Annotated in this window: 25 protein-coding genes and 2 pseudogenes; 24 read left to right on the top strand and 3 right to left on the bottom strand. The window is 64.6% G+C overall.

Going from position 1 to position 26,979, the window contains the following annotated elements; translation table 11 throughout:
* The first annotated feature begins 1 nt into the window (after nucleotide 1).
* The 24 genes and pseudogenes from ACF8MI_RS25615 to ACF8MI_RS25500 all read left to right on the top strand — a co-directional run bounded on the left by ACF8MI_RS25615 (nucleotide 2) and on the right by ACF8MI_RS25500 (nucleotide 25,996).
* Nucleotides 2-616, top strand: a complete 615-nt coding sequence (locus ACF8MI_RS25615) for a malonate decarboxylase holo-ACP synthase (protein ID WP_104834638.1) — start codon at nucleotides 2-4, stop codon at nucleotides 614-616.
* Nucleotides 613-1,533: a malonate decarboxylase subunit epsilon gene (gene mdcH / locus ACF8MI_RS25610; protein ID WP_060496937.1), complete on the top strand. Its 921-nt coding sequence runs from the start codon at nucleotides 613-615 to the stop codon at nucleotides 1,531-1,533. Before ACF8MI_RS25615 ends, mdcH begins: the two co-directional genes overlap by 4 nt.
* Nucleotides 1,534-1,766: 233 nt before the next feature.
* Nucleotides 1,767-2,189, top strand: a complete 423-nt coding sequence (madL, locus tag ACF8MI_RS25605) for a malonate transporter subunit MadL (protein WP_060496936.1) — start codon at nucleotides 1,767-1,769, stop codon at nucleotides 2,187-2,189.
* Nucleotides 2,190-2,191: 2 nt separating this feature from the next.
* Nucleotides 2,192-2,956, top strand: a complete 765-nt coding sequence (gene madM, locus ACF8MI_RS25600; protein WP_156868257.1) for a malonate transporter subunit MadM — start codon at nucleotides 2,192-2,194, stop codon at nucleotides 2,954-2,956.
* Between the two features lie 330 nt (nucleotides 2,957-3,286).
* Nucleotides 3,287-4,539 (top strand): annotated as a pseudogene (locus tag ACF8MI_RS25595) (T6SS effector BTH_I2691 family protein); the annotation flags it as partial.
* Between the two features lie 194 nt (nucleotides 4,540-4,733).
* Nucleotides 4,734-10,589: a manganese-oxidizing multicopper oxidase MnxG gene (gene mnxG / locus ACF8MI_RS25590; protein WP_156866899.1), complete on the top strand. Its 5,856-nt coding sequence runs from the start codon at nucleotides 4,734-4,736 to the stop codon at nucleotides 10,587-10,589.
* A gap of 18 nt (nucleotides 10,590-10,607) precedes the next feature.
* Complete coding sequence (locus tag ACF8MI_RS25585; RefSeq protein ID WP_200929394.1) at nucleotides 10,608-12,584, top strand: cytochrome D1 domain-containing protein; 1,977 nt, start codon at nucleotides 10,608-10,610, stop codon at nucleotides 12,582-12,584.
* Entirely contained in the window at nucleotides 12,581-13,237 is a 657-nt protein-coding gene (locus ACF8MI_RS25580) for an SCO family protein (protein ID WP_060496929.1), read from the top strand. Before ACF8MI_RS25585 ends, ACF8MI_RS25580 begins: the two co-directional genes overlap by 4 nt.
* On the top strand, nucleotides 13,234-13,899 hold the full coding sequence (locus ACF8MI_RS25575) for an SCO family protein (RefSeq protein WP_060496928.1): 666 nt from the start codon (nucleotides 13,234-13,236) through the stop codon (nucleotides 13,897-13,899). Before ACF8MI_RS25580 ends, ACF8MI_RS25575 begins: the two co-directional genes overlap by 4 nt.
* A 5-nt stretch (nucleotides 13,900-13,904) precedes the next feature.
* Entirely contained in the window at nucleotides 13,905-15,422 is a 1,518-nt protein-coding gene (locus ACF8MI_RS25570; protein WP_223623828.1) for an ABC transporter substrate-binding protein, read from the top strand.
* 12 nt (nucleotides 15,423-15,434) lie between these two features.
* Nucleotides 15,435-16,076, top strand: coding sequence for a SurA N-terminal domain-containing protein (locus ACF8MI_RS25565; RefSeq protein WP_060496927.1), 642 nt, complete (start codon nucleotides 15,435-15,437; stop codon nucleotides 16,074-16,076).
* 249 nt (nucleotides 16,077-16,325) lie between these two features.
* Complete coding sequence (locus ACF8MI_RS25560) at nucleotides 16,326-16,859, top strand: response regulator (RefSeq protein ID WP_060497129.1); 534 nt, start codon at nucleotides 16,326-16,328, stop codon at nucleotides 16,857-16,859.
* Nucleotides 16,860-17,042: 183 nt separating this feature from the next.
* Entirely contained in the window at nucleotides 17,043-18,716 is a 1,674-nt protein-coding gene (locus tag ACF8MI_RS25555) for a GspE/PulE family protein (protein ID WP_060496926.1), read from the top strand.
* The gene (locus tag ACF8MI_RS25550) at nucleotides 18,700-19,479 is read left to right on the top strand and encodes a hypothetical protein (protein WP_200929393.1); all 780 of its coding nucleotides are present in this window, start codon (nucleotides 18,700-18,702) and stop codon (nucleotides 19,477-19,479) included. Before ACF8MI_RS25555 ends, ACF8MI_RS25550 begins: the two co-directional genes overlap by 17 nt.
* A gap of 1 nt (nucleotide 19,480) precedes the next feature.
* The gene (locus ACF8MI_RS25545; protein ID WP_060496924.1) at nucleotides 19,481-20,023 is read left to right on the top strand and encodes a hypothetical protein; all 543 of its coding nucleotides are present in this window, start codon (nucleotides 19,481-19,483) and stop codon (nucleotides 20,021-20,023) included.
* Complete coding sequence (gene pilO, locus ACF8MI_RS25540) at nucleotides 20,010-20,570, top strand: type 4a pilus biogenesis protein PilO (protein ID WP_104834647.1); 561 nt, start codon at nucleotides 20,010-20,012, stop codon at nucleotides 20,568-20,570. The genes ACF8MI_RS25545 and pilO overlap by 14 nt, the downstream gene beginning before the upstream one ends.
* Nucleotides 20,570-21,079, top strand: coding sequence for a hypothetical protein (locus tag ACF8MI_RS25535; protein WP_060496922.1), 510 nt, complete (start codon nucleotides 20,570-20,572; stop codon nucleotides 21,077-21,079). Before pilO ends, ACF8MI_RS25535 begins: the two co-directional genes overlap by 1 nt.
* Nucleotides 21,076-22,941, top strand: coding sequence for a secretin N-terminal domain-containing protein (locus ACF8MI_RS25530; RefSeq protein WP_200929392.1), 1,866 nt, complete (start codon nucleotides 21,076-21,078; stop codon nucleotides 22,939-22,941). Before ACF8MI_RS25535 ends, ACF8MI_RS25530 begins: the two co-directional genes overlap by 4 nt.
* Entirely contained in the window at nucleotides 22,938-23,417 is a 480-nt protein-coding gene (locus ACF8MI_RS25525; protein WP_060496920.1) for a type II secretion system protein, read from the top strand. The genes ACF8MI_RS25530 and ACF8MI_RS25525 overlap by 4 nt, the downstream gene beginning before the upstream one ends.
* A gap of 5 nt (nucleotides 23,418-23,422) precedes the next feature.
* Nucleotides 23,423-23,797 carry a type II secretion system protein gene (locus ACF8MI_RS25520; protein ID WP_016713967.1) on the top strand — a complete coding sequence of 125 codons (375 nt, stop codon included), beginning with the start codon at nucleotides 23,423-23,425 and terminating at the stop codon, nucleotides 23,795-23,797.
* Nucleotides 23,772-24,299 carry a type II secretion system protein gene (locus ACF8MI_RS25515; RefSeq protein WP_060496919.1) on the top strand — a complete coding sequence of 176 codons (528 nt, stop codon included), beginning with the start codon at nucleotides 23,772-23,774 and terminating at the stop codon, nucleotides 24,297-24,299. Before ACF8MI_RS25520 ends, ACF8MI_RS25515 begins: the two co-directional genes overlap by 26 nt.
* The gene (gene csgE, locus ACF8MI_RS25510) at nucleotides 24,296-24,691 is read left to right on the top strand and encodes a curli production assembly/transport protein CsgE (protein ID WP_060496918.1); all 396 of its coding nucleotides are present in this window, start codon (nucleotides 24,296-24,298) and stop codon (nucleotides 24,689-24,691) included. The genes ACF8MI_RS25515 and csgE overlap by 4 nt, the downstream gene beginning before the upstream one ends.
* Nucleotides 24,688-25,101, top strand: a complete 414-nt coding sequence (locus tag ACF8MI_RS25505) for a curli assembly protein CsgF (RefSeq protein WP_060496917.1) — start codon at nucleotides 24,688-24,690, stop codon at nucleotides 25,099-25,101. The genes csgE and ACF8MI_RS25505 overlap by 4 nt, the downstream gene beginning before the upstream one ends.
* A gap of 34 nt (nucleotides 25,102-25,135) precedes the next feature.
* Complete coding sequence (locus ACF8MI_RS25500) at nucleotides 25,136-25,996, top strand: CsgG/HfaB family protein (protein WP_060496916.1); 861 nt, start codon at nucleotides 25,136-25,138, stop codon at nucleotides 25,994-25,996.
* 141 nt (nucleotides 25,997-26,137) lie between these two features.
* On the opposite strand, the gene ACF8MI_RS25495 is transcribed toward ACF8MI_RS25500, so the two are convergent.
* The 3 genes and pseudogenes from ACF8MI_RS25495 to ACF8MI_RS25485 form a co-directional block, all read right to left on the bottom strand.
* Nucleotides 26,138-26,542 (bottom strand): type II toxin-antitoxin system HigA family antitoxin, encoded by a 405-nt coding sequence (locus ACF8MI_RS25495; RefSeq protein WP_060496915.1) that lies wholly within the window; start codon nucleotides 26,540-26,542, stop codon nucleotides 26,138-26,140.
* Between the two features lie 2 nt (nucleotides 26,543-26,544).
* Nucleotides 26,545-26,694, bottom strand: a pseudogene (locus tag ACF8MI_RS25490) (type II toxin-antitoxin system HigB family toxin); the annotation flags it as partial.
* 15 nt (nucleotides 26,695-26,709) lie between these two features.
* Nucleotides 26,710-26,979: IS3 family transposase (locus tag ACF8MI_RS25485; RefSeq protein ID WP_392518063.1), on the bottom strand; the 270-nt coding region annotated here is incomplete at its 5' end.

Genomic DNA, 26,979 nt, shown 5'->3' with positions numbered 1-26,979 from the left:
GATGAATGCGCCAAGGCCGCACGACCTGCTGTGGGGGATGCCTGTGTCGGGCTTACCCACGGACGCGCCGCAGTGGGCGCTGGAGGTGTTGGCAAGCGGTCAGCCGGTGGTGGTGCGCCGTGCCACCTGTGAAGCGGGCTGGGTGGCGGTTGGGCTTCGCGGTCCCGGCCGGGCGCAGCGGTTGGGTGCCTTGATGCGCCTGACCGATATCCAGCGTCAGCAAGGCCCTGAAGCATTGCGCGTGCATGAGCAAAGCCCATGGCCTGCAGTGCAGGCACTGGCTTCGGTCACCCCGGTACTGCAGGCCCGTGGCTTGCCCTGGGGGCCGACGGGTGGGGTGGGGTACCAGCTTGCGACCGGCAGTGAAGTGGTACACGCCGACAGTGACCTGGACCTGCTGCTGCGCACGCCACGACCGCTGGCCCGCGCCCAGGCGCGGGAGCTGCTGGATATTCTCGACTGCGCGCCGTGCCGTATCGATGTACAACTGGAAACCCCGGCGGGTGCGGTCGCCCTGCGCGAGTGGGCCAGCTTTACGCCCCGCGTGCTGCTCAAGTCGCCCCATGGCCCGCGCCTGGTCAGCGACCCTTGGGCCGTGATGGAGCGTGCCGCATGAGCAGCCTGTTCGCCTTCCCCGGCCAGGGTGCCCAGCAGGTGAGCATGCTGCAACGCCTGCCTGAAGGTTGCGGGCAACTGCTGGAAGAGGCCAGTGATGTCCTCGGCCAGCAGGTGCTGGAGATGGACAGCCAGCAAGCCCTGCATAACACCCGCGCCGTGCAGCTGTGCCTGCTGCTGAGTGGCGTGGCCTGGGCGCGCTGGTTGATGCAACGCAGCCCGGCACCGGATTATGTGGCGGGCTTGTCGATTGGTGCTTACCCTGCAGCGGTCGTGGCGGGTGCCTTGAGCTTTGCCGATGCCGTGCGCCTGGTCGCCTTGCGTGGCGAACTGATGCAAGGTGCCTATCCGAAAGGTTACGGCATGACCGCGCTAAGCGGCCTGGACCTGGCCACCGTCGAGCGCCTGCTGATCGAAGTGGGTGGTGAGGTATACGTCGCCAACCTCAACAGTGAAAACCAGATTGTGATTGCCGGTAGCGATACAGCGATGGCTGAGGTGGCCGCCAGGGCTCGCCGGCAGGGCCAGGGCGTGGCGAGGTGTCTGGCAGTCAGTGTGCCGTCGCATTGCCCGTTGCTGGATGGCCCGGCTGCGGCGCTGGCCGATGCTTTTGCCACGGTCGAGCTGCAACGACCATGCATTACGTACCTCAGTGGCAGCAGTGCACGCCCGGTGTTCGACCCTCAGCGCCTGCGTGACGACCTGGCCGGCAACATGGCGCGGGTGGTCGACTGGCGTGCTACGTTGCGCAATGCCTATGAACGCGGCGTGCGCCTGCACCTTGAGATGCCACCCGGCAGCGTGCTCAGCGGGCTGGCCCGGCCCGTGTTTGAGCAGGGCAGGGTGGTGGCGGTGGAAGGTACCCGTTGGGACACCCTGGATGCGCTGCTGCGCCAGGAGGTGGCCAAGAACCGATGAAGAGGCAGTCTGCTGGCACGGTCAATCTGAAAACGGTCTTGTTCAAGATCTGGAAGCTTGCGCGGTCCTTGTGGGAGCGGGCTTGCCCGCGAGCACGGGCGAAGCCCGTGCCATCCACCGCATCGTCTGCTTCGCGGGCAAGCCCGCTCCCACAGTGATCGAGATAGCCGCATCAATGTGTGTTTACGAAGAACAACAACAAGCAACTTCGACACTACCTGAGGACAACAACAATGATTATCTATGGTGTGGCACTGCTGGCGGTCTGCACGCTGGCCGGCGTTATCGTCGGCGATTTCCTGGGCGTGCTGCTGGGCGTCAAATCCAATGTGGGCGGGGTTGGCATCGCCATGATCCTGCTGATCTGCGCACGGCTGTACATGCACCGCAACGGCGGCATGAGCAAGGAATGTGAATTCGGGGTGGGCTTCTGGGGCGCGATGTACATCCCGGTCGTGGTGGCCATGGCGGCCCAGCAGAACGTGGTCACCGCCCTGCACGGCGGGCCGGTGGCGCTGCTGGCCGCCGTAGGCGCGGTACTGGTGTGCGGTTTGACCATCGCTCTGATCAGCCGCAGCCACCGGGGTGAGCCATTGCCCGCGCTTGATGCCAGCCCCGAAACCAACGCGCAGGTTGCCCCTGCAGGAGGTCGTTGAACATGTGGCCGATCATTGAAAATGCCTTGGAACACAACGGCCTGATCACCGCTTTTGCCGTGGTGGGCGCCATCATGTGGCTGTCGGTCGTGCTGTCGAAGTACCTCACCTTCGGCCGGGTGCACGGCTCGGCCATCGCCATCGTCATTGGCCTGGTGCTGGCCTGGGTAGGCGGCACCGTCACCGGGGGGCAGAAGGGCCTGGCCGACATGGCGCTGTTCTCCGGTATCGGCCTGATGGGCGGAGCCATGCTGCGCGACTTCGCCATCGTTGCCACGGCCTTCGAAGTGCAGGCCACCGAGGCGCGCAAGGCGGGAATGATTGGCGCGGTGGCGTTGTTGCTGGGCACGGTGCTGCCGTTCATTGTCGGCGCGGCGGTGGCCTATGCCTTCGGCTACCGCGATGCGGTGAGTATGACCACCATCGGCGCGGGCGCGGTGACCTATATCGTCGGGCCCGTGACCGGGGCGGCGCTGGGGGCGAGCTCGGATGTGATGGCGCTTTCGATTGCTACCGGGCTGATCAAGGCGATCCTGGTGATGGTGTTCACACCGGTGTCGGCGAGCCTGTTGGCGCTGGATAACCCGCGTTCGGCGATGGTGTTTGGTGGCTTGGCGGGGACCGTGTCGGGGGTGACGGCGGGGCTGGCGGCGACGGACCGGCGGTTGGTGCCGTATGGGGCGTTGACGGCTACCTTCCATACCGGGTTGGGGTGCTTGATGGGGCCTTCGATTCTGTATTTCTGCGTACGCGGTCTGGTCGGCTGAAGGGAAGCTGGCGCGATCGCTGTGGAAGCGGGTACGACCCTCCCACTGCGATCGCGCCAGCTTTCCGGTTTTGTGCAATACAGTTGCTCTCAATGGGGATGTAACTTGCTGACGACCACTGCATGAGGCCAGCATTTATCAAGATGTTGCCCAGGAAATGTCTGGTAATTTTTCGAAGAGACAGATTCTACAGCTGTTTAGGAAGTCCCAGACTCTTTGAAGAACTGATTCCCCGATAGTGTTCCCGTCTTCAGCACGCTGGAAGACAAGGCCCCCTTCATGCCCGGCCCAACCGATACCCCTCTGTTGCTTGCTCGCTATTTCGAGGCGCACCTGTACGTGCTGCTCGACCAGCAGGTCTGGCATGCCTACGAAGTGAGCGAGCAGGGCCATCTGCGCCGCTTCAACCCCTACGAGCCGTCAGAGAGCCTCCCCGCATCGCTGCCCGAAAATGCGTGAATGAAAACCACGACATTCCCTCGTCCTTCCTCAACATCGACACCGACCGCTATGGCAGCGCCTGGCTGGCCTTCTCCAGCGACCCTTGGCCGGTGAGTGTGTTGAATGCCTCCAAGCAGGGCCAGGCGCCTGCCCATCGCTTCGAAGGGGTAGACCTGACTCAGGCGCGTCACAACCCCGAGTTGCTGGGCATCGCCATGACGCCCGACAACTTGCAGGTCGACAAGGATGTTCTCGAATACGCGCAGTATGGGTGCTCGCCGTTCGACAGTGCGCATGGCTTCCGTACCCGCTGGCTGCGCCGGTTTGCCTTGAAGGGATACCTGGTCAACGCGATGAACCGGCCCACGCTGGAGAACGGTGTGCTGGCGGTGGTGCTTGACGACACCGTTGGCCTGATTCAGGAGTTCAACCACCAGCGCTTGAACTGGGTGGTGAGGCGTTAGGTCTGGCGCGAAGACCCCATGCGGGCCTACCAGCTGAAAACCTCGCAGATCCTGCATGTCATTCGTGCTATGCACCGGGAGTGGGCGGCGCAGAAGGTGCTATCGCTGGAGCCCGTGACCGGCGACGGACCACCGGTGTTCACCGACCTGACGGTGGAGCGCCAGCGGTTGGTGGAGCGGGCACAGTTGGAGCGTGACGAGCGGCTTGAGGAACGCTACGACGAAGCGAAACGGGCAGCGTTCCAGGCGGAGTATGACCAGCAGGAAATCGAGTTTCAGGGTTACATCGACAAGAACGCGCGTGCCGAAATCCAGCGGGCCCTTAACGCCGCCAGCCAACGCCTTGCGCCCTGCATGTCGCCCGGTATTCAGAACGCCGTGCGGCACCTGAACAGCGCGACGCAGTATCTGTACAACGGCGTGCACCTGATCGAGCTGGAAGTGAAGATGAAGCTGGGCGAGTACTACGCCCTGCAGAGTGCCCACTTGCGCCAGTTGCAGCACAAGGCCAATGCCTCCATTGCCGAGGCGCGGGACCGGATGCATCGCAATATCGATGACTTCGACCTCCACTCAACCAAGGCCTGGAACAAGGTACGGCCGATTATGCAGCACGGGCTGATGAGCCTGGCCGTGTTCGACTCACGGTTTACCCACACCATGATCAGCGTGACGGTATGCCCGTTCCCACAGTGATCACGTCGTCTTCAAGAAATTCAGCGAGATACCCCCAATTCGGGGGACTGCTGCCGGGTGATCCTCCCCAATCTGTTTCGGTTGCTACCGTAACTAACTGAAAAGAATATAAATATTCTTCTGGCACACACCTTGCTCCACACCTGCGCAGAGTCCCCGTGCCCCGGAGGTGCAGCATGTCTACGCCACGCAAAGGCCCCCTTCTGTCATCACTCGTTCTGGCCCTGCTCGGCTGGGAAACGACCAGCGAGGCGGCCGTGCAGTGCCAGCGCACCTTGGTCGCCAACGTGGTGGCGCTGGACCAGCCCCTGATGTTCAACCGCCTTGGCGCACAAAACGCCAACGGCATGATGTTCGCCCTTCGTGAAGATGTGGTGGACGACAAGCAGGTCCCCCTCAGCAAGGGCGGGGCCGCTGTCCCGGGCAAGGTCACCTTGCGCCCGGACAAGCGCCCACGGCCGATCGTGCTGCGGGTGGCCGCCGGTGACTGCCTCACGGTCAACCTGACCAACCTGCTGGCGTACCAGGCCAACCCCAACAAGCACGGTATCGACCCCGAAGAAAACGAGGTCGAAGGCGAGGAGGAAGGCCCGGAAACCGAGGTCGAAAACGAAGGTGGTGAACATTTCGTTGCCGACGAGCAGGTCAATGACCGGCATGTCGGCTTCCAGGTAAACGGCATGCAGGCGGTCAACAGCATTGGCGACATCGCCGCCAACACTGGCCGCAATGGCAACTTCTTGGTGTCGCCCGGCAACACCCGCAGCTACACCCTGTACGCCGAGCGTGAAGGGGCCTTTGCGGCCACCAGCCAGGGCGCGACCTTTGGCGGCCAGGGCGGGGCGGGTAACGTTGCCAACGGCCTGTTTGGCCAGGTGGTGGTTGTACCCAAAGGTGGGCGAACCTACCGCAATACCCTGACCGAAGAAGAAATGCGCCTGGCCACCACCGGCCGCACCGCCACCGGCCAGCCGGTGATCGATTACCAGGCCCGCTACCCGCAGGCCGAACCGTGGCTCACTGAGGGCAAGGCCGGCAAGCCGATCATTGCCATGGTCGACGGCAATGAAATCCTCAACAGCGAAACCGACGCCATCGTCATGGGGCCGAACCCCGATGGCAGCTTCCCGCGTTCGACCTACCCGCTGGAGAGCGTCAACAAGCGCAACCCGGCACTGCCCAACCGGCTGGAAGCGTTCCGCGACTTCGCCTCGCAGTTTGCCGATGAGGTCGCCGCCACCCAAGCCTTCCCGGGCTACTGGGCGGACCCGGTGATGGGCCATGTGCTGGAGCCGACCCGCGATTCGTTCATGATCAACTACGGTTCTGGCGGCATGGGCGCTGAAGTGGTCGCCAACCGCCTGGGCGTGGGGCCGATGCACGACTGCCTGTCGTGCGCGTACGAGGAGTTCTTCCTCAGTGCCCACACCGTAGGCGATATCGGCACCCTCGTGGACGTGCCAGCCAACGTCGGCCTGGAAAACATTCGCCCAGGCGAAACGCCGCCTGCCAGCGCCGTCGGCGTCAAGGCCAACATGGCCCTGTACCCGGCAGAACCCGCCAACGTGCACCACAGCTACATTGGCGACTTCACCAAGTTCCGCAACACCCACAATGGCCACGAACAGCACATTTTCCACCTGCATGGCCACCAGTGGCTGTTCAACCCCAACGACGACAACTCCGACTACATCGACGCCCAAGGCATCGGCCCGGGCATTGGTTACACCTACGAAATCGCCAACGGCGGTTCGGGTAACCGCAACCGGGTGGCGGGCGACGCGATTTACCACTGCCACTTCTACCCGCACTTCGCCCAGGGCATGTGGGCCATGTGGCGGGTACATGACGTGTTCGAGGAAGGCACCCGGCTGGAGGTGAGCGGGCAGGGCGAAAATGGCTTCCACAGCACGCCGTTCGCCCTGCGCAGCGGCAAGCCGGCCGTTGGCGCCCGGGCGTTGCCTGATGGCGAGATCGTCGCCGGTACGCCGATTCCGGCTATCGTGCCGCTGCCCGGCAAGGCCATGGCGCCGATGCCGGGCAAAGTGGTGGTGGTGCCCAAACTGTCTGAAGAACTGGTCGCTGCCAATGACGATGACGACGAAGAAGAAGGCGACGACGATCACGCCAATGAAACGCCAGCGCGCAAGGCAGTCGGTTCGCTGGCACTGGTCGACCGCACCGATGCCAACCGCAACGCCGATGGCACGCTGAAAAACCCAGGCTACCCGTTCTGGATCGGCGGCATGGAAAGCAGCGTGGGCAACCGCCCGCCAACCCCGCCACTGGACATGCTCGACCCGGCCCTGGCCCGGCAGCTGAAAGACAGCGGCAAAGCCCTGTGGGCAAACCTGGACCCCAACCAGGTCGATGGCTGGGATGGCGGCCTGGGCCGGCACGCGCTGGACGGCGTGTCTGCAGGCGGTGAAGCAGTCACCACCACTACCAAGCTGGACTTCTCCAAGGTGGTGCACAAGGCCAAGCCCATCTACCTGCCGGAAGAAGGCACCGATGTCGAACAGGCCGCCATGCAGTTCCACGCCAAGGCCGAGCACCCAAGCTTTGCCCTGGTGCCCGGCAGCCAACCCGTTGCCAAGGCGTTCCGCACCAACGGTGCCTTGCCCACGGCCGGCGCCCCGTTCTACGAACCTTGCATGGACGACCGCGGCAAGCGTCTGACGCAAACCTCGGGGGTAGGCGAGTTTGTCAGCGGCGAGAGCCTCACCGGCATGAACTTCCGGGGTTCGTCCACCTTCACCGCCGACCGCCCGCGCATCTACAAGGGCGCCAACATCCAGTTCGACGCGGTGTACAACAAGGTCGGCTATCACTTCCCGCAGGCGCGCATCCTGGCGCTGTGGGAAGACGCCTGGCCAGTCATCACCAAGCAGCGCCCGCCAGAACCGCTGGTGATGCGCATGAACACCTTCGACTGCACCATGTACACCCACACCAACCTGATCCCGTCGTTCTATGAAATGGACGACTACCAGGTACGCACCCCTACCGACGTGATCGGCCAGCACATCCACCTGCCCAAGTGGGACCTGACCGCCGCCGACGGCTCGGCCAACGGCTGGAACTACGAAGACGGCGTTCTCTCGCCCGGTAGCGTGGTGGAGCGTGTGCACGCCATACGGGCCTACAACGGCTGCACCGAGGGCGACAGCCGCGACGGCACCGCCGCCTGCCCGCAAGCCAAGCAGCACCCGTTCTTCGGCCGCTTCGGCCGGGCCGACTGGCTGGGCGCGCGCACAGCCATGCAGCGCTGGTTCGCAGACCCGTTGGTGAACGTGAACAACGTCGACCGTGGCCTGGGCACCATCTTTACCCACGACCACCTCGGCCCATCGACCCACCAGCAACTGGGGCTGTATGCCACCGTGCTGGCCGAGCCGGCCGGCTCTACCTGGTACCACGCCGAAACCGGCGAACAGCTGTACAACCCGGCCACACGCCAGGACGGTGGGCCGACTTCGTGGCAAGCGGTAATCAAGACGGGCGACCACGATGGCGATGGCAAGAACGACAGCTACCGTGAGTTCTTCCTGGAGTACAGCGACTTCCAGCACGCCTATGAAGCCGGTGTGTACGTGGGCGCAGGCCCGGACGGCATCCCCAATGGCCAGTCCTACCCGGCCACGGCCGACAGCTTCCGCTATGCCATCAACCCGCCAGTCCGGCAGAAGGCATCCAACCTGCTGGAATCGGTGGTCGAATCGCGCGGTGGCCTGGCCCCTGGTTGTCCAAGCCGGCCTTGCCCGCAGGCGATTTCGGTGGATGACCCGGGCATGTTCGTCGTCAACTACCGCAACGAGCCGCTGGCTCTGCGCGTGTTCGACCCGAACAAGGTCGGCCCCGACGGCAAACGCGGCATGCAGGCGGACGGCCTGGCCGGCGACCTGAGCTATGCCTTGCAAAGCCGTACCGACCGTGCGATCCCGGCCATGAACATGGCGCCGTCGGCGATCACCTCGGCCGTTGGCCCAACCGGTGGGACCACGCTGTTCCCACCGCACATCAACAAGGCCGGCAGCGAACCGGGCGACCCGTTCACGCCCATGCTGCGCACCTACTCTGGCGACAACGTGCGCCTGCGCCTGCACGCCGGTGGCCATGAAGAGGAGCACAACGTCACCCTGCACGGTGTGAAGTGGCTGCAGAATGGCTCGGGCTTCGGTAACAGCTCCAACTCGGGCTGGAAGGCCTCGCAGATGATCGGTATCTCCGAACAGATGGGCTTCATGGCACCGGTGTCGATGATTTCCAGCTCCGCCGCTACCAATGGTGATTACCTGTACTCCATGGACGCGGCGCTGGAAGGCTACTGGAACGGTATCTGGGGGGTGATGCGCAACTACACCGCCCAACGCGCCGACCTGTTCCCGTTGCCGAACAACACCCAGCCGGTGGCCATGCGCAATACCGTGAACTTTGACGGCATCTGCCCGAAAACCACGGCCAACCCCAACGGCATCGGTACCCGCACCACGGTCAAACGCAGCTACGAGATTGTCGCGGCGCTGGCCAACGACATCCTTGAGAACCGCAACGGCGTCAGCATTAACGACCCGGCCGGTGCGGGCCAGCATGTCGGCGGGCCATTGAAGGCCAATGGCGGCACGCTGGTGTTCAACAGCCGCAAAACCAGCATCCCGCAGGTCACGGTGGTGGATGAAGAGGACGGCACCACCTTCACCGTCGGCGGCCACAGCGCCCCGCTGCATGACCCGACCGCCGTGCTGTACGTGCGCAAGGCCGACCTGGACACCACTACCGGCAAGCTCAAGGCTGGCGTACCGGTGGAGCCGCTGGTGCTGCGCGCCAACGCGGGCGACTGCATCAGCATCACCCTGGAAAACCGCCTGCCCCTGGTGATGCCAGACCTGCCAAGCACGGCCGTGATGCAGAACGTTGTCAAGCGTGACCGCTTCGACAGCGAAGGGTCCACCGCCTTCAACAACAACCTGATGCGGCCGTCCAGCCATGTGGGCCTGCACGCCCAGTTGCTGGCCTACGACATCACCAAGTCCGACGGTGCCAACGTGGGTGCCAACCCGGTGCAGACCGTACCACCCCGGGCGGGCAACAGCGGAGCCTACCCAAGCCGGGTGTACCAATACTACGCCGGCCACCTGGAGCGCGAAGGCAAACCGGTGCTACAACTGGGCCGCACGGTGGACAACATCAACACCACGGCAATCGAGTTCGGTGGTCTGAACCTGACGCCGTCGGACTTCATCAAGCAGCCGCAGAAAGGCCTGGTGGGTGGCATGAGCATTCTGCCGCAAACCGCAACCTGGACCGAGGACACCGCCAGCCGGGCCCAGGCAACCGTCAAGGTTACCGGTCAGCCTGACTACCGCGACCTGGTCACGGTGTGGCAGCGCTCGATGAACATGCGCTGGGCTGACGGCCGCCCGGTCGAAGGCATCGCCACCGAAGGCAACGGCGTGCCGGGCGACCCGAAAGACAACGGCAACATGGCCATGAACTACAAGACCGAACCGCTGTGGCTGCGCTTTGGCCTGGCGCCGGATGCACCGTTCGGCCATGCCGACGGCTTCGGCTTGGCCGATGTGCCCAACGCGCACATGGCCTACAGCAACGCCCTGGTTGGCGGTGACCCGCAAACCCCGGTGATGTATGCCAAGCCCGGCCAGCCTGTGCGCAGCCATGTGCTGATGCCCAGTGGTGGCAGCCGCGGTATTACCTACCAGCTCGATGGGCACCTGTGGCCGTTGCACAACTACCAGGCCGAGAAGAGCGACGCGGATGGCTACCCGATGAGCCTGCCCGGCATCGGCTCGGTGCGCTTCGGCTACAACCCGATGGCCATGTACATCGGCGCCCAGGAAAGCGTACTGCCAGCGGCACACTTCAGCTTCATGCTGCCCAGTGCCGGCGGTGCCAACGCGGTGGCGGGTGACTACCTGTTCCGCGACTACGCCGCCTACGGCAACCTTTCGGGGTTGTGGGGAATTTTGCGGGTGACCAACGAAGCGCCGCCGGCAACGGCCCCGGCGCAGTGACGGAAGGGGAGCGCGAGCATGAACAAGAAGACTCGCCCTGCTTACTTGGGGGTAGTACTGGGCGTGGCACTGATCGGCCTGGGCGTGGCGTATGAAAAGCTCTGGTGCGATCCCCGCGAGCTGTTGCAGGAAACGGCCGAACCGCAGGCCCCGCACCGGCTCATCCGGGATGGCGTAGCCGTGGAGTTCGAGGCCCGGCCGCTGGCCGGGGGCGAGCTGAAAGAAGGCGGCTTCGCCAACATCCGCTTCAAACTCAGCGACCAGACCAGTGGCCAGCCGCTATCGGGTATGGCGCCGGGGGCGTGGATCGACCCGGCGCAGTCGGCCCCGGTGGGCGACCGTGACCAGAGCTGCAAGGCGCGGGTTGCGCTGTTTCTCAAGAGCAGCATCGGTGCCCGACCGCTGCTCGACCTGAACAGCTACTTCCTGTTGATGCTGAACAACGACGCCAGCCTGACGGTGATCGACCCCACCGTCTCGGTGGGCGGCGTGACCAGCACCATGGCGCGCATCGACCTGCCCGGGCGGCCCATGGACTGGGCGGCCACCAGCGACGATAAGCAGGTATTCGTGTCGATCCCCGAGCGTGGCAAGGTGGCGGTGATCGATACCGAAACCTTCACCCGCGTGGCCGACCTGGACGCTGGCGACCAGCCGTTGCGTGTGGCCCTGCAACCTGATCAGCACCGGCTGTGGGTGGGCAACAACAGCCGTGACCCGGCCAAGGGTGGGGTCACGGTGATCGACGTGCCGGGGCGCACGACCCTGAAAAGCTTCAACACCGGCACCGGGCACCACGAAATCGCGTTCAGCGCCGACTCGCGCTTTGCCTACGTCAGCAACCGTGACAGCGGCACCCTGAGTGTGATCGACATCCCGGAAATGCGCCTGACCAAAACCATCAAGGTGGGCCCGCACCCGCTGTCGGTCAGCTATTCGGCGCTGTCCCAGGCGGTGTACGTGGTCGATGGCGAGGAAGGCAGCGTGCGAGTGTTCGATGCCCGCAGCCACCAGCTGCGCCATACGGTCAAGGCCGAGCAGGGCCTGGGGCCCATGCGCTTCAGCAGTGATGGCCGTTACGGCATCGTGCTCAACACCCTGGAAAACCAGGCGCTGGTGATCGACGCCAGTACCGACAAGCTGATCCACCACATCCCGGTGGCGGCCGAACCGTACCAGCTCACCTTCACCAAGGGTTATGCCTACGTGCGTGGGCTGGCTTCGCCGAAGGTGACCATGATCAACCTGTCCAGCCTCGGTGAGGGGCGCTCGCCCATTGTCCAGGGCTTCGAGGCAGGCCCGGCGGCGCCGCGCCAGGCCGGTGACCTGCCGCTGGCCCAGGGGTTGTCGGTATCGCGTGACGACAATTCGGTGTTCGTGGTCAACCCGGTGGACAACACCACCTACTTCTATGCCGAAGGCATGAACGCGCCGATGTCCGGTTACAACAACCGTGGCCACCAGGCCCGCGCCGCCCTCGTCGTCGACCGCAGCCTGCGCGAGGTGGCGCCTGGGGTATACAGCTCGACGGTGAAGCTGCCTGCCGCCGGCAAGTTCGACGTGGCCTTCCTGCTCAACCAGCCGCAAATCATCCACTGCTTCAGCACCGACGTGGCCGAAGCCCCTAATACCGGCAAGCGCAAGGGCGCGCATGCCGAGTTCATTGGCCTGGACCAGCCGTTGTCGCAGCACAGCGCCATCAACGCGCGCGTTCGCATTGTCGGCGACGACGGCCAGCCACGGCTGGGCCTGAATGACCTGAGCTTGCGCTACTTCCTGGCGCCGTCGTCGATGCCCCGCAACCTGCAACTGCGGGAGGTGGGCGAGGGCGTGTACCAGGCGGCCCTGACCCTGCCCGAGGCTGGCGCTTGGTACCTGCATGTGCAGTCGCCTTCGCTGGGGCGCAAGTTTGCCGAAGAGAACTACACCAGCCTGCGCGTCCTGCCGGCTGCAGCGACCAACGCTTCCCAGACTGACGTGAGGAATGTGCGATGAACACCCAGCCTGCTTTCACACTGTTGGCCCTGAGCCTGGCACTGGCCAGCAACCTGGCCCTGGCCCACGCCGGACACGATCACAAAGGCCACGCCGAGCCGCCTCCGGCGGCGAGCCAGGAAAAGACCAGCGTGCGCTTTGCCGACGTTTCGCTGCTGAACCAGGACGGCATGCCGGTGCGGCTGGAGAGAGACCTGGTAGGTGATCACCTGGTCGTGATGGGCTTCATCTACACCAGCTGCACCACGGTGTGCCCGGTGGTGTCGTCGATCATGGGCAAGGTCCAGCAACGGCTGGGTGGCCGGGTAGGCGAGGAAATCCACCTGGTGTCGATCAGCGTGGACCCGCAGCGTGACGACGCCAAGCGCCTGCAAGACTACGCCAAGGCCTTCCAGAAGGGGCCAGGCTGGAGCTGGCTGACCGGAACCCCGTACGCCATCACCGAAACCCTCAAGGGCCTGGGCAGCTTCAGTGCCGACCTCAGTCAGCACCCGCCGCTGATTCTGGTCGGTGACGGGCGCAGCGGGCACTGGACGCGTTACTACGGTTTCACCGACCCGGCGGTACTGATCGAAGAAATCAACCGCCTCAGCGCCCGCCGTGTGCATGCCAAGAGCACGGCCATTGCCGACCATCACGAGGTGCAACCATGAGCACTGTCACTTCCCGCCGCGCTGGCATGCGCGCGTTCGACTGGCTGGTACTGGGTGGCTGCCTGTATATCCTTGCCTCGGTGGCGTTCGCCCACGAGGGCCATGCGCCGCAAGCGCCAGCGCCACAGCCGGCGCCCCAGGCGATGACCAGCGGCGGCGGCACCCGCGATGCCCAGGCCTGGTTCACCGACACCGTGCTGAAGGACCAGAACGGCCGCGAACTGCGTTTTTACAGCGATGTGCTCAAGGACAAGGTGGTGATGCTCAACGTGATCTTCACCCACTGCACCGACGCCTGCCCGCTGATCACCCGCAAACTGCGTGAAGTGCGCGAGGCCATGGGGCCGCAGCTGGCCAGCCAGGTGACCTTCGTCTCGATCAGCAGCGACCCGCTTAACGATACCCCGCAGGCGCTCAAGGCGTTTGCCGAGAAACAGGGGGTGGATGGGCCGAACTGGTTGTTCCTGACCGGGGACAAGGCCAATGTCGACCTGGTGCTCGGGCGTATCGGCCAGTTTCTGCCAAGCCCCGAGCAGCATTCGACGCAGTTGATTGCCGGTGATGTGGCGGGCAAACGCTGGAGCAAGATCCGTCCGGATGCGCCAGCCATGGCCATTGCCCAGCGCATGCAGCTGCTGACCCAGCCACTGGCAGGCCGGTGAGTATCATGAACACCTGGGCGGTTTTGCTTGTTGGCTTGGCATGCGCTACTTCGGCCTCTGCGCTGGACCTGACCGACCACGAGCTAGCCGGCAAACGCCTCTACCGCGAGGGCGTCTCCAGCAGTGACGCCCAACTGCAAGCCCGGGTTGGGGCCAGCGACATGGCGGTGCCCGCCAGTGTGCTGCCCTGCGCAAGCTGCCACGGCAACGACGGCCGTGGTCGCGCGGAAGGTGGCGTACGCCCGCCCAGCCTCGACTGGCAACGTCTGGTACTTGGCCAAGGCGCGCGCGAGGCCAACGGCCGCAGCTACCCGGCTTATACCGACAGCAGCCTGGCCCGGGCCATTCAGCATGGCGTGGACCCGGCCGGCAACCGCCTGGACCCGGCTATGCCACGCTTCGAGCTGACCTTGGCCGACCAGCGTAACCTTACCGCCTACCTCAAGCGCCTGGCCGAGGAACGCGACCCCGGTGTAGAGGAGGGCGTGCTGCGCCTGGGTACCTTGTTACCCGCGAACGGCCCGCTGGCCGAAGCGGGGCAGGTGGTACGTGCGGTGCTGGAAGACGGCGTGCTACAACTCAATCAGCAAGGTGGCATACACGGGCGGCGCCTGGAGCTGGTCGTGCTTGATCCGGGCTTCGACCCTGCCAGCGCCGAGCAAGCCTTGCAGCGGTTGCTGGAGCAGGCGCGCGTGTTCGCTTTGATCTCACCCTTGGCACCCATGCTTGACCAACGCCTGGCAACCTTGCTGGCGCCACAGAATGTGCCCCTGATCGGCAGCACGCCACGTAGCGGCGGCAGCCCACAGATCTTCGACCCGCTGCCCGGCCTGCCCGTGCAATTGCTTAGCCTGGCCGCTTATGCCCGTGCTGCGCTGGGCCTGGCCCCGGGCGAGCTAAGTGTGGTGTATGCCGGCAATGAGCAGGCCGCATTGGCTGAACAGGTTCGCGAGCGCCTGCAGCAGCAAGGCTGGGCGCCCGCCATCCAGGCCTTCGATGGCCAGGCCGTGGACGGGCAGGGCATCGTCTTCCTTGGCCGAGCCCAGGCCTTTGTCGAATTGGCCGACGCGTTGCAGGCGGCAGGCCGTCAGCCCTACCTGTTCGCCGCCTCCAGCCAGGTGGCCGGTGCGGTGGCGCACTTGCCCAAGCAATGGTCGCAACGGGTGTTCCTGGCCTATCCCTATGTGCCGGAAGACTGGACCGAGCAGGGGCTGGCGACCTTGGCCGGCCTGCAGCAGCGCCAGGGCCTCGACCCGCGCCAGGCATCGTTGCAGGTTAACACCCTGTGCGCGCTACGGTTGCTGAGCGAAGCGCTGAAGCAGATAGGCCGTGACGCCAGTCGCGAGCAACTGATTGCCGCGTTGGAAGGCCTGCACGATGTGGCCACCGGCCTGACCCCGGCCTTGGGCTTTGGCCCAGGCCGCCGCCAGGGAATGGCGGGCGCCCATGTGGTGGCCGTGGCGCTACCAGGGCCGCGTTTTACCTCGGTTACCCCGTACCGGCCGGTGCCGGATACCCCTTGAGCGGAGGCTGCCATGCGTATTGTGTTGCTGTGCCTGCTGTTGGTGCTGGCCAAGGCGAGCTGGGCCGATGTGCCTGCGGCGCGGGTCAATGGTGTGGAAATCGGCGTGACGCGCCTGGAGCGTTACTTCAGCGAATACCTGAGCGCCCAGGGCCGCGCGCTGACCAGCATACGCAACCCGGGCCTGTACAAACGCCTGCGCGATCAAGCGCTGGACGAGCTGATCGACAAGGAGCTGCTGTGGCAGGAAGCCCGGCGCCAAGGCATCGCCATCAGCGACGCGCAGGTGTCGGCGCATGTGGGCGAGGTCGAAGCGGCGTTCGGCAGCCCGGCAATTTTCGAGCGGCGTCTGGCGCAGGCGGGTTTCGATAGGGCACAGTACACTGAGTACACCCGGCAAGACATGGCGGCCCAGCAGGTGTACGCCCAGCTCAGCGCAGTCGACACGCCGAGCCAGGCTGAAGTGGAGGCTTTCTATGCTGCCAATCGGGAAAGACTGCAAGGAGCGCAGAACCAAAGTGATAACCCTTCGGTCATACGTGAGCAGGGCCTGGTCTTGGCCAGGGCGGCGCTCATCGCTACACGAGAAGCGGATGCGCGCCGCTCGGTACGCCAACGTTTGCGCGACGCCGCTAACGTGGAGGTGGCAGACTGAGGCCCCTGATGGTGTTTCCCCCAAAGCTGGGGAATTAAGGTTTGGCAATGTGCCATCAGTTTCCCCGCTTGTGGGGAAGAGGCTGGGTGCGCCGGCCCGCCACGATTCGGGAGTTGGCATGCGCTTTAGTAGAATCAAAGACTTACAGCGGTGCAACATGACTATTCACGCCTGGCACGAAGCCTGCTCAAGCCTGTACAAGGGCGCACTTCGCAGACCGGGGAACCGGGCAGTACTTGGGAGTCGACCTTGGTGAACAGAGTATTGGTAGTCGATGACGAACAGACCCTTGCGCAAAACCTGCAAGCGTACCTGCAGGCGCAAGGCCTGGAAGTTCATGTTGCCCACGACGGTGCCAGTGGTATCGAACAGGCTGCAAGCCTGGCACCGCAAGTGATCGTGCTGGATTACCGCTTGCCCGACATGGAGGGTTTTCAGGTTCTGGAGGCCGTACGCAAGAACAGGCAGTGCCACTTCGTGCTGATCACCGCCCACCCCACTGTCGAAGTGCGTGAGCGGGCCGCCGAACTCGGTGTTAGCCATGTCCTGTTCAAGCCGTTCCCGCTGGTGGAACTGGCTCGTGCGATCTTCGACCTGATGGGCATCGAGCGCCGGCGCAGGGCCACGGACAACCCGGCGGAAGGGTTCGTCGAACGACGCCAGAACAGGAACGAATCGTTCCCCCTGCAGTTGTACGATGGAAGCTGGGTGTTGGCTGACCGCCGCCGTAATGGCGCCAAGCCCCCGAGGCCCGACGACGATCAACTGCTCACAGGGGAATAGCGGCGCCCGCACCCCTGGCCGAGCCAGCCTGCGACGCGCCCCTGAGCGGAGTCGCAGGCCATGCCAGAAGCATTCGATGCAACCCGGGATCTGCAACAGCCTGCACCGGCCTCTTCGCGGGCATGCCCGCTCCCACAGGATTCGGGTGATCTTCAGGTTTGCAGTGAACCTGTGGGAGCGGGCATGCCCGCGAAGAATCCACCACCATTCTCAGCCTACCCCCGCGACCTGCTGGCCCAGGCCCGCCTGCAAGCCATCGACGAGCGCCTGCTCAATTGCCTGGAACGCCTGGCCTGCGACAGCCCGGACACCTTCACCCGCCGCCTCGGCCTGACCCTGCACTACCCAGTGCTGGACAGCCACAGCCTGCTGGCCAGTACCCCGCGCTTCGACAAGGTGGCCCTGGCCCAGTGCCTGAAACGCGAATTCGTGCTGATCGAGCAGGGCGGCCAACTGCTGGGCGTGTTCGCCGACCCCTTCGACCCCGCCCGCCTGGCCTGGATCGACGATGTGCTGCAAGGCGCGCCACTTTACCTGGCCCACGCCGCCGAGCTGGCCACCTTCCTGGCCCGCCACGAAGAGAGCTTCCACGCCGTCGATGCCCTCGACCATGACGCCGAGGCCAGCAGCGAAGGCGACCCGCTGCAACGCCTGTCGTTGGCCAGCATCAGCGAAGACCAGAGCCGCGTGGTCAAGCTGGTCAACTCCACCCTGTACGACGCCCTCAAGCTGCACGCCAGTGACATCCACCTGGGCATGACCGGCCAGGGCCTGACCATCAAGTACCGCATCGACGGTGTGCTCAACGGTGCGGGCAAGGCCAGTGGCAGCGCGTTTGCCGACCAGGTGATCTCGCGCATCAAGGTCATGGCCGAACTGGACATCGGTGAAAAGCGCGTCCCCCAGGACGGCCGCTTCAAGGTCGCCGTGGGTGACCGGCAAATCGACTTCCGCGTATCGATCATGCCCAGCATCTTTGGCGAAGACGCCGTGCTGCGGGTGCTCGACAAGCAGGACTTGTCTGACCGGGTCAGCGGCGTGCAGTTGCAGGCCCTGGGGTTTGCCGACGAAACCCTGCGCGCCCTGCGCCGACTGGCCGCCGAACCCTACGGCATGATCCTGGTTACCGGCCCCACCGGCAGCGGCAAGACCACCACCCTGTACGCCATGATCAGCGAGATCAACCACGGCGTGGACAAGATCATCACTATCGAAGACCCGGTCGAGTACCAGCTGCCCGGCGTGCTGCAGATTCCGGTGAACGAGAAGAAGGGCCTGACCTTCGCCCGTGGCCTGCGCTCGATCCTGCGCCACGACCCGGACAAGATCCTGGTGGGTGAAATCCGTGACCCGGACACTGCCCAGATCGCCGTGCAGTCGGCACTCACCGGCCACCTGGTGTTCACCACCATCCACGCCAACAACGTGTTCGACGTGATCGGCCGCTTCAGCCAGATGCAGGTCGACCCCTACAGCTTCGTTTCCGCACTCAACGCGGTGCTGGCCCAGCGCCTGATCCGCCTGGCCTGCCCGCACTGCGCCACGCCCTGCGAACACGATGACGACACCCTGTATGGCTCGGGCCTGACCCGCGAGGGCGTGGCCGGCTGGAAGTTCGTCCGCGTGCAGGGCTGCGGCCAGTGCCGTGGCAGTGGCTACCGCGGCCGCAGCGCCATCGCCGAACTGCTGCACCTGGACGACGATCTGCGCCAGATGATCGTCGAGCGCCGCCCCCTGTCGCAAATCAAGACACTCGCCTGCCAGCGCGGCCTGCGCCTGCTGCGCGCTTCGGCCCTGGACCTGGTCCGCGATGGCCGCACCACCCTTGAGGAGATCAACCGTGTCACATTCATCTGATCGTTTCTGTGCCGTGCTCGGCGCCGAAGGTGTCGGCTTGGGTTGCTGGCACAAAGACCAACACCAGTGGCTGGGCAGCCGCGAGTTCAGTTGCGACGCCGCCCAACCAGCCTGGGAAGCTGCCGTCGACGCACTGGCCGCGCTGCTGGCCGAGCATGCTGTACGTGGCGCCCAGTTGCGGGTGCTGCTGTCGGCCCGCTACAGCCGCTTCTGCCTGGTGCCCTGGAGTGATGCCATTAGCCACCCACGCGAGCTGGACGCCTACGCCCGGGCTTGCTTCGAAAACCTCTACGGGCAGCCGCTGGACGACTGGCGCATCGTGCTGTCGCCCGAACCTGCCGGTGCCGCCCGTATCGCCACGGCGCTGCCCGAAGCCCTCCTGCAACGCTTGCAGGGGCTGGGCCGGGAAAGCCGCCTGAGCCTGCGCTCGGTGCAGCCGTACCTGATGGCCGCCTACAACCGCTGCTCGTCACAGCTGGCGCAGGGTGACTTCCTGTTCGTGCTGGCCGAGCCGCGCCGCAGCGTGCTGCTGCTGGCTGCGGGTGGCGCCTGGCAGCAAGTGCTGGCGCAAGGTTGCGCCGACAGTGACCAGGCCCTGCAAGCGCTGATAGAGCGCACCTGCGAATTGTATGGCGAGCACTTGCCCCGGGTGTACCTGCATGCCCCAGGCCGGGGCGACGTGCCGCAACTGGCGGCGGTGCAGCTGTGCCAGCCGGCCTGCGAAGCCGACCCGTTGTGCGCCATGTGGCGGGCGGTGGCCTGACATGCGCCGCCTCGAACTGGAATTCCAACCCCGGCGCAGCGGCCCGTTGGCCTGGTCGCTACTGGCCTTGGGCAGTGCCCTGGTCGCAAGCCTGGTACTGCTTCAGTACACCTTGCAAAGCGAGCAGGTGGAGCTGGAAGACAGCGTGCACAGCCTGGAGCAGCAACTGGGCCGCCGTCCGGCCACTGCCGCCCCGCAAAGCACGGCCGCCAGCCGTGAGCAGGCCGAGCGCCTGGCGCAGATGCGCAGTGTGTCGCAGCAACTGCAACGCCCATGGCAGCAGTTGTTCAGCATGCTCGAAGCCATGCCGCAGGACGACGTGGCGTTGCTTGGCCTGACCCCGGACGCACGCAAGGGCCAGGTCCGCATCGCCGCCGAGGCACGCAACCTGGAAGCGATGCTGCAGTACCACCAGCGGCTGGAAGCCAGCGACGAACTCAGCGATGTGTCGCTGCTCAACCACGAGGTGTTGGCCGCGCAGCCTGAGCACCCGGTGCGCTTCACCCTCACCGCCACCTGGGAGACCGGCCATGCGCGCCCTTGAGCTGAACAGCCTGATACTCCAGGAGCGCCTGCGCCGCGTTGGCCCGGTCGGCTTGGCGGCGGTGGCGGTAGGCCTGCTGGCCGTGGGCGTGGTGTGCGCCGGAGTGCTGCCGCAGTGGCAGAACGTGCGCGAGCTGCGTGCCACCGAGGCGGATGCCAGCGTACAGGTGGAGCGGATCAAGCGTGGCGAGCTGAAAATCGCCGTCAAACCCGAGCAGCAGGCGCTCGACAGCCTGCGCCAGCAGCTGCCGGGCCAGACCCAGGCCAGCGAACTGATCGAGCGCCTTTACCACCTGGCCAGTGCCGAGCACATCAGCCTGGCCCGTGGCGAGTATGCCCTGGACATCGACCCCAAGACCCAGCTGGCGCGCTACCAGATCGTGCTGCCGGTGCGGGGTAGCTACCCGCAGATTCGCGGCTTCCTCAAGGGCCTGCTCAAGCAACTGCCGACCCTGGTGCTGGAAGACCTCGAGCTGAAACGCAAACGTATCGGCGACAGCGAGCTGAACGCCCGCCTGCGCATGACCCTTTACCTGTCGAGGTCGTGATGAACACACAACGTGCAGTCATCTGGGCCGGTTTCCTCGGCGTAAGTGCAGCGTTGGCCTGGGCGCCGGGGCACTGGTTTGGCCAGGACGACGGCGTCGCGGCCTTCGCGGGTAAACCTGCCCCCACAGGGCCTGTGGGCGCCGCCGAACCTGTGGGGGCGGCTTTAGCCGCGAAAGGGCCGGAACAGGCCTCCAGAGACCTGTTCCCCAAGCAGCAATGGACCAAACCCCAGGCCCTGGCCACCGTCACCGAACAACCTGTAGTCGCCGCGCCGGTCGTGGCCGCAGCCCCAGCCGCCCCTGAGCTTCCGTTCCAGTTCATCGGCCGCATGGGTACCAACGACGACCTGCAAATCTTTTTGCAGAGCGGTGAAAAACTCTACGTCGTGCGCCAGGGCGACGTGATCGAAGACACCTACCGCCTCGATCGGGTATCGGCCGAAGAGCTGAGCCTGGTCTACCTGCCTTTGCATCAGTCGCAGACTTTGTCTGTAGGGAGTGCACCATGAAGTCGTCAAAGCTGTGCAAACCTGCCCCGTTCCTGCTGGTGGCGCTGTGCGTGGCCATTGCCGGCTGCGGCTCCAGTGCGGTGCGCAAGGACAGTGACCAGCTGATGAAAGAGGGCCAGTACGAAGCCGGGATCGCACGGCTGGAAGAGGCCTTGCGCGACAACCCGCGCGATACGGAGCTGAACATCGCCTTGGCCCATAGCCGTCAGGCCGCTGTCGAGGCGCTGATCACCCAGGCCGATGCCGACCGTATCCGCCATGACTTCGCCAATGCCCGCATGGGCTACGGGCGGGTGCTGACCCTTGAGCCGAACAACCGCCGTGCCCAGGAAGGCATCCGCCAACTGGAGCTGATTCGCACCCTCGACGAGCGTGTTGCGCTGGGCCAGGCCGCGCTGCGCCAGGGCGACCTGTTCGGTGCCGAGCGCTACATGCGCGAAGTGCTGCGCCTGGACCCGCAGAACCAGAAAGGCATGGCGCTGCGCAGCGACATCGAGAACGTCCAGGCGCGCACCGCGCAGCCCTACCCACAGCTGCGCAGCAAGCTGGAGCGGCCGGTCACCCTGGAGTTTCGCGATGCCAACCTGAAGACCATCTTCGAAGTGCTGTCCCAGGTTGCCGGCATCAACTTCATCTTCGACAAGGACATGCGCCCGGACATGAAGGCCACCATCTTCGTGCGCGAGGTGCGCATCGAGGACGCCGTGGCGCTGCTGCTGGAGCAGAACCAGCTGCGCCAGAAGATCGTCAACGACAACACCGTGATGGTGTACCCCGACTCGCCGCAGAAGACCAAGGACTACCAGGAACTGGTCATGCGCACCTTCTACCTCACCAGCATCGATGCCAACACCGCGCTGAACATGGTCAAGACCATGCTCAAGACCCGCGACGTGTTCGTTGACGAGCGCCTCAACACTCTGACCATGCGCGACACCCCGGACGCCGTGCGCATGGCCGAGAAGTTGCTGCAGTCGCAGGACCAATCCAACCCCGAGGTGGTGCTGGAAGTGGAGGTGATGGAAGTGGCCACTTCGCGCATCCTCGACCTTGGCCTGCAATGGCCCAACACTTTCGGCGTGTTGAGCAACGACGGCAAGCCGGTGAGCGTGCTCGACCAGTTGCGTGGCATCGATTCCAGCCGCATCAGCATTGCGCCAGCACCGCAGGCCAAGATCAACGCCCAGGACAAGGATATCAACACCCTGGCCAGCCCGGTGATCCGCGTCAGCAACCGCGAGCAGGCACGTATTCACATCGGCCAGCGGGTACCGATCATCAGCGCCACTTCGGTGCCGTCCACTCAGGGCCCGGTGATCACCGAAAGCGTCACCTACCTGGACGTCGGTTTGAAGCTTGAAGTGCAGCCTACCGTGCACCTGAACAACGAGGTGGCGATCAAGGTGGCGCTGGAAGTGAGTAACGCCACCCCGCTGGAGGCCACCCGCCAGGGCACCATTCCGGTCCAGGTCGACACCCGCAACGCCCAGACCAGCCTGCGCCTGCACGATGGCGAAACCCAGGTGCTAGCCGGGCTTGTGCGCAACGACCACAACGCCAGCGGCAACAAGATTCCGGGGCTCGGCGATATTCCTGGCCTGGGCCGGCTGTTCGGCAGCAACAAGGACGACATGAGCAAAAGCGAGCTGGTGCTGGCGATTACCCCGCGCATCGTGCGCAACCTGCCGTACCAGAGTCCGTCGGACATGGAGTTTTCCACCGGTACCGAGTCGGCCATGCAGGTACGCCAGATGGCACCGCTGCCACCCATGGACGTACCCGGCAATGCGCCGACCACCGACGCGCCGGTGATGGACAGCCAGATGGCAGTCGCCCCGGTCAACGGGAGCCCTCGGCCATGAAAGCGCCGCGCCGCATGCAGGGCTTCAGCCTGATCGAGGTGGTGCTGACCCTGGCACTGCTCGGGCTGCTGGCCAGCATGGCCGCGCCGCTGACCGAAACCGTGGTGCGCCGCGGCAAGGAGCAGCAACTGCGTGACGCGCTGTACCAGATTCGCGACGCCATCGACGCCTACAAGCGGGCTTTCGATGCCGGCTACATCGAGAAGCGCCTGGACGCCAGCGGTTACCCGCCAAACCTCCAGGTGCTGGTGGAGGGCGTGCGCGACGTGCGCAGTGCCAAGGGTGCAAAGTTCTACTTCCTGCGGCGCATCCCGCACGACCCGCTGGTGGCGGCCAAGGACAGGGACGAAGGCGCTTGGGGACTGCGCGCATACGACAGCAGCCCCGACAACCCGCGCGAAGGCGAAGACGTGTTCGACGTGTACTCCAAGGCCCGCGGCAAAGGCCTCAACAACATCCCTTACGAGCAATGGTGACAGCCATGAAACGCAGCAAAGGCTTCACCCTGATCGAGCTGCTGGTGGTGATGGCGATCATCGCCACGCTGCTGACCATCGCCATGCCGCGCTACTTCAACAGCCTGGAAAGCTCCCGCGAGGCCACCCTGCGCCAGAGCCTGGCGGTGCTGCGCGAGGCACTGGACCACTACTACGGCGACACCGGCCATTACCCGGATTCGCTGGAGCAGTTGGTAGAGCAGCGCTACCTGCGCAACACCCCAGTCGACCCGATCACCGAACGCAGCGATGCCTGGCAGCTGGTGCCACCCCCTGAAGGCGTGGCTGGCGGCGTGGCCGATATCAAGAGCGGTGCCACAGGGAGGGCGCGTGATGGCAGCCTCTTCGCTGAATGGTAAGGCCAACGGTGGCTTCACCTACCTGGGCGTGCTCTTGCTGATTGCAGTCAGCAGCGTGGCCTTGGCCGCCACCGGCACGCTCTGGGCCAGCGCCGCCCAGCGGGACCGAGAACGCCAACTGCTGTGGGTGGGCAGCCAGTACGCCCAGGCCCTGCGCAGCTACTACCGCGCCTCGCCGGGCCTGGCCCAGTACCCGCAAGACCTGGCCGACCTGCTGCAGGACAACCGCTTTCCGCAGGCCAAGCGGCACATTCGCAGGCTCTACCCCGACCCCATTACCAACAGCGACGAGTGGGGCCTTCTGCGCTCGATCGACGGCCGCATCACGGGGGTGCACACCCGCTCGGACGCCACCCCGTTCAAGCGCAGTGGCTTCAGCGCCGAGTGGACCGGTTTCGAAGGGCTGGAACACTACAGCGACTGGCAGTTCGTCGCCGAGCAGGCCTTCAGCGAAAGTGCCGATGGCGTACAAACCCACAGCGGCCCGGGAGACACGCCATGAATACCCTGGCCGCACTCTGCCTGAGCATGCTGCTGGCGTTGGCCACGTCGGCCAAGGCCTCAAGCGAGGACGAGATGCAGGGCTTCATCGTCGACAACACCATCTCGCACATCGGCCACGACTTTTACTACTACTTCGCCGACCGCCTGCGGGCCACCAGCCGCCTGGACTTCAACCTGGTGGTACGCGAACGCCCGGACGCGCGCTGGGGCAGCCTAGTCACCGTGGAGTTCGAACGTGAGGTCATGTACCGCCGCTTCCTGCCCCCGAACACCACCGAGCTCAAAGACGAGGCCGTTGCAGCCGCCGACCTGGTCAAGCAGCAGATCATTCAACGCAAGCTGCAACGCCTGCTACAGGACACCACCGACTTGGAGAGGGACGAGCTATGAACCACCGCATTCCACGTTGCATTGCCGCCTGTCTGCTGGCCAGCGCCTGTGCTGTCCAGGCCACCGAGCTGGTGTACACCCCGGTCAACCCGGCCTTTGGCGGCAACCCGCTCAACGGCACTTGGCTGTTGAACAACGCCCAGGCGCAGAACGACTACGACGACCCCGACCTCAAGGACCGTGCCTCGGCCTTTACCGGCACCACGGCCCTGGAGCGCTTCAGCAACCAGCTGGAGTCGCGGATGTTGTCGCAGTTGCTGGACAACATCAGTAACGGCAGCACCGGCAGCATGGCGACCGATGCGTTTCTCATCGACGTCATCGACGATTCCGGGGCCTTGAGCATCAAGGTCACCGATCGCGCCACAGGAGAAATTTCGATCATTGAGGTCAGCGGCCTGAACCCCTGAGAGGGAAGGGCTTTTCTGTTGGGGAGAGAACACCATGAAACGTCTGCTGAGCACGCTGCTGATCCTCACCGCCCTGGGCCTGCAAAGCGGTTGCAGCCTGCGCGAACCCATGTCGGCCGAACAGGACTCGGAAACCCCGACCCTGACCCCACGCGCCTCGACCTACTACGACCTGATCAACATGCCACGGCCCAAAGGCCGGCTGATGGCCGTGGTGTACGGCTTCCGCGACCAGACCGGGCAGTACAAACCCACCCCGGCCAGCTCGTTCTCCACCAGCGTCACCCAGGGCGCAGCCAGCATGCTGATGGACGCCTTGAGCGCCAGCGGCTGGTTCGTGGTGCTGGAGCGTGAGGGCCTGCAGAACCTGCTGACCGAGCGCAAGATCATCCGTGCTTCGCAGAAAAAACCGGATGTACCGGAAAACATCATGGGCGAGCTGCCACCGCTGCAGGCCGCCAACCTGATGCTGGAGGGCGGCATCATTGCCTACGACACCAACGTGCGCAGCGGCGGGGAGGGCGCCCGCTACCTGGGGATAGACATCTCACGCGAGTACCGGGTGGACCAGGTGACCGTGAACCTGCGAGCGGTAGACGTGCGCACCGGGCAGGTGCTGGCCAACGTGATGACCAGCAAGACCATCTACTCGGTCGGGCGCAGTGCCGGGGTGTTCAAGTTCATCGAGTTCAAGAAACTGCTGGAAGCCGAGGTGGGCTACACCACCAACGAACCGGCGCAGCTGTGCGTGCTGTCGGCAATTGAAGCGGCGGTGGGGCATTTGCTGGCGCAGGGGATTGAACGGCGGTTGTGGCAGGTGGCGGGGGATCCAGCGGATGGCAAGCCTACGGTGGACAAGTATTTGAGTCAGAATCAGCAGCATCAGCAGCCATGATTGATCTTGAGGGCCTCTTCGCGGGCACGCCCGCTCCCACAGGTACTACGTCGCCTTTGAGATCACGCTATCCCTGTGGGAGCGGGCTTGCCCGCGAAGGGGCCGGTACAGGCGACATATCATTTTCATCACTGCGCTACGTCAGCCAAGGAACACATTCGGGTTCACACCGAAGCGGTCGGCCAGCGCCCGGATCTGGCGAACGTTGAGTTTGCGCTTGCCCGACAACAGCTGGGAGACGGTCGACTGGCTGCCGATCTCGGGAAGGTCGCGTTGGCTGACCCCGTGCTCTTCCATGATGGAACGCAGCACTTCGACGCCGGTAGCTTCGGGGATGGGAAAGTGCTTTTTATCGAAATCGCTGATCAGGTTAGCCATACACTGCACCAAGCCATCCAGCGGGTGCCCTTCGTCATAACCGGTGATCTCTTGCAGCTCGTCAAGCGCAGCCACCAGCGTGTCGTAAGCAGCCTCGTCTTTCGGCGAACTGAGCAGAGGCGCCACGAAGGCCCAGTGGTCGACGGCAGCTTTTACCAGAGCATTCATATTCAATCCTTCCACTTATCTTTGTCGTATTCAGCGTGGCTGAGTACATACTTTATGTAGACCTGCTGCGTGCTGTAAGACACCCCAGCTATCAGCCTGATCTTGTTGCCGCCGATGTCGAACACATGGAACCGTCCGACAAGGTCCACTGAATCGCCCCGGGTTCCCTAGACACTCTCCAAGCTCAGAAAATAGCGTTTCTCATACTCTACTGGCGACAGCTGCATAGCACTGCTGTGTCGACGCTTGGGGTTATAGAACATCTCGATGTAATCGAAAATATCACTTCGGGCTTCGTCACGCGTTGCGTAGATCTTTCGTCGGATTCGCTCCCGCTTCAAAAGCTGGAAAAAGCTCTCGGCTACGGCATTGTCGTGGCAGTTTCCCCTTCGGCTCATGCTACTGATCACATTGTTGGCTTTCAGGAAGCTTTGCCA

The organism is Pseudomonas sp. yb_9, assembly GCF_043103635.1.
In the GTDB taxonomy this organism is placed as follows: Bacteria; Pseudomonadota; Gammaproteobacteria; order Pseudomonadales; family Pseudomonadaceae; genus Aquipseudomonas; species Aquipseudomonas monteilii.
Note: the sequence above shows the minus strand (reverse complement) of the source record. Positions and strands in the feature narration are given on the sequence as shown.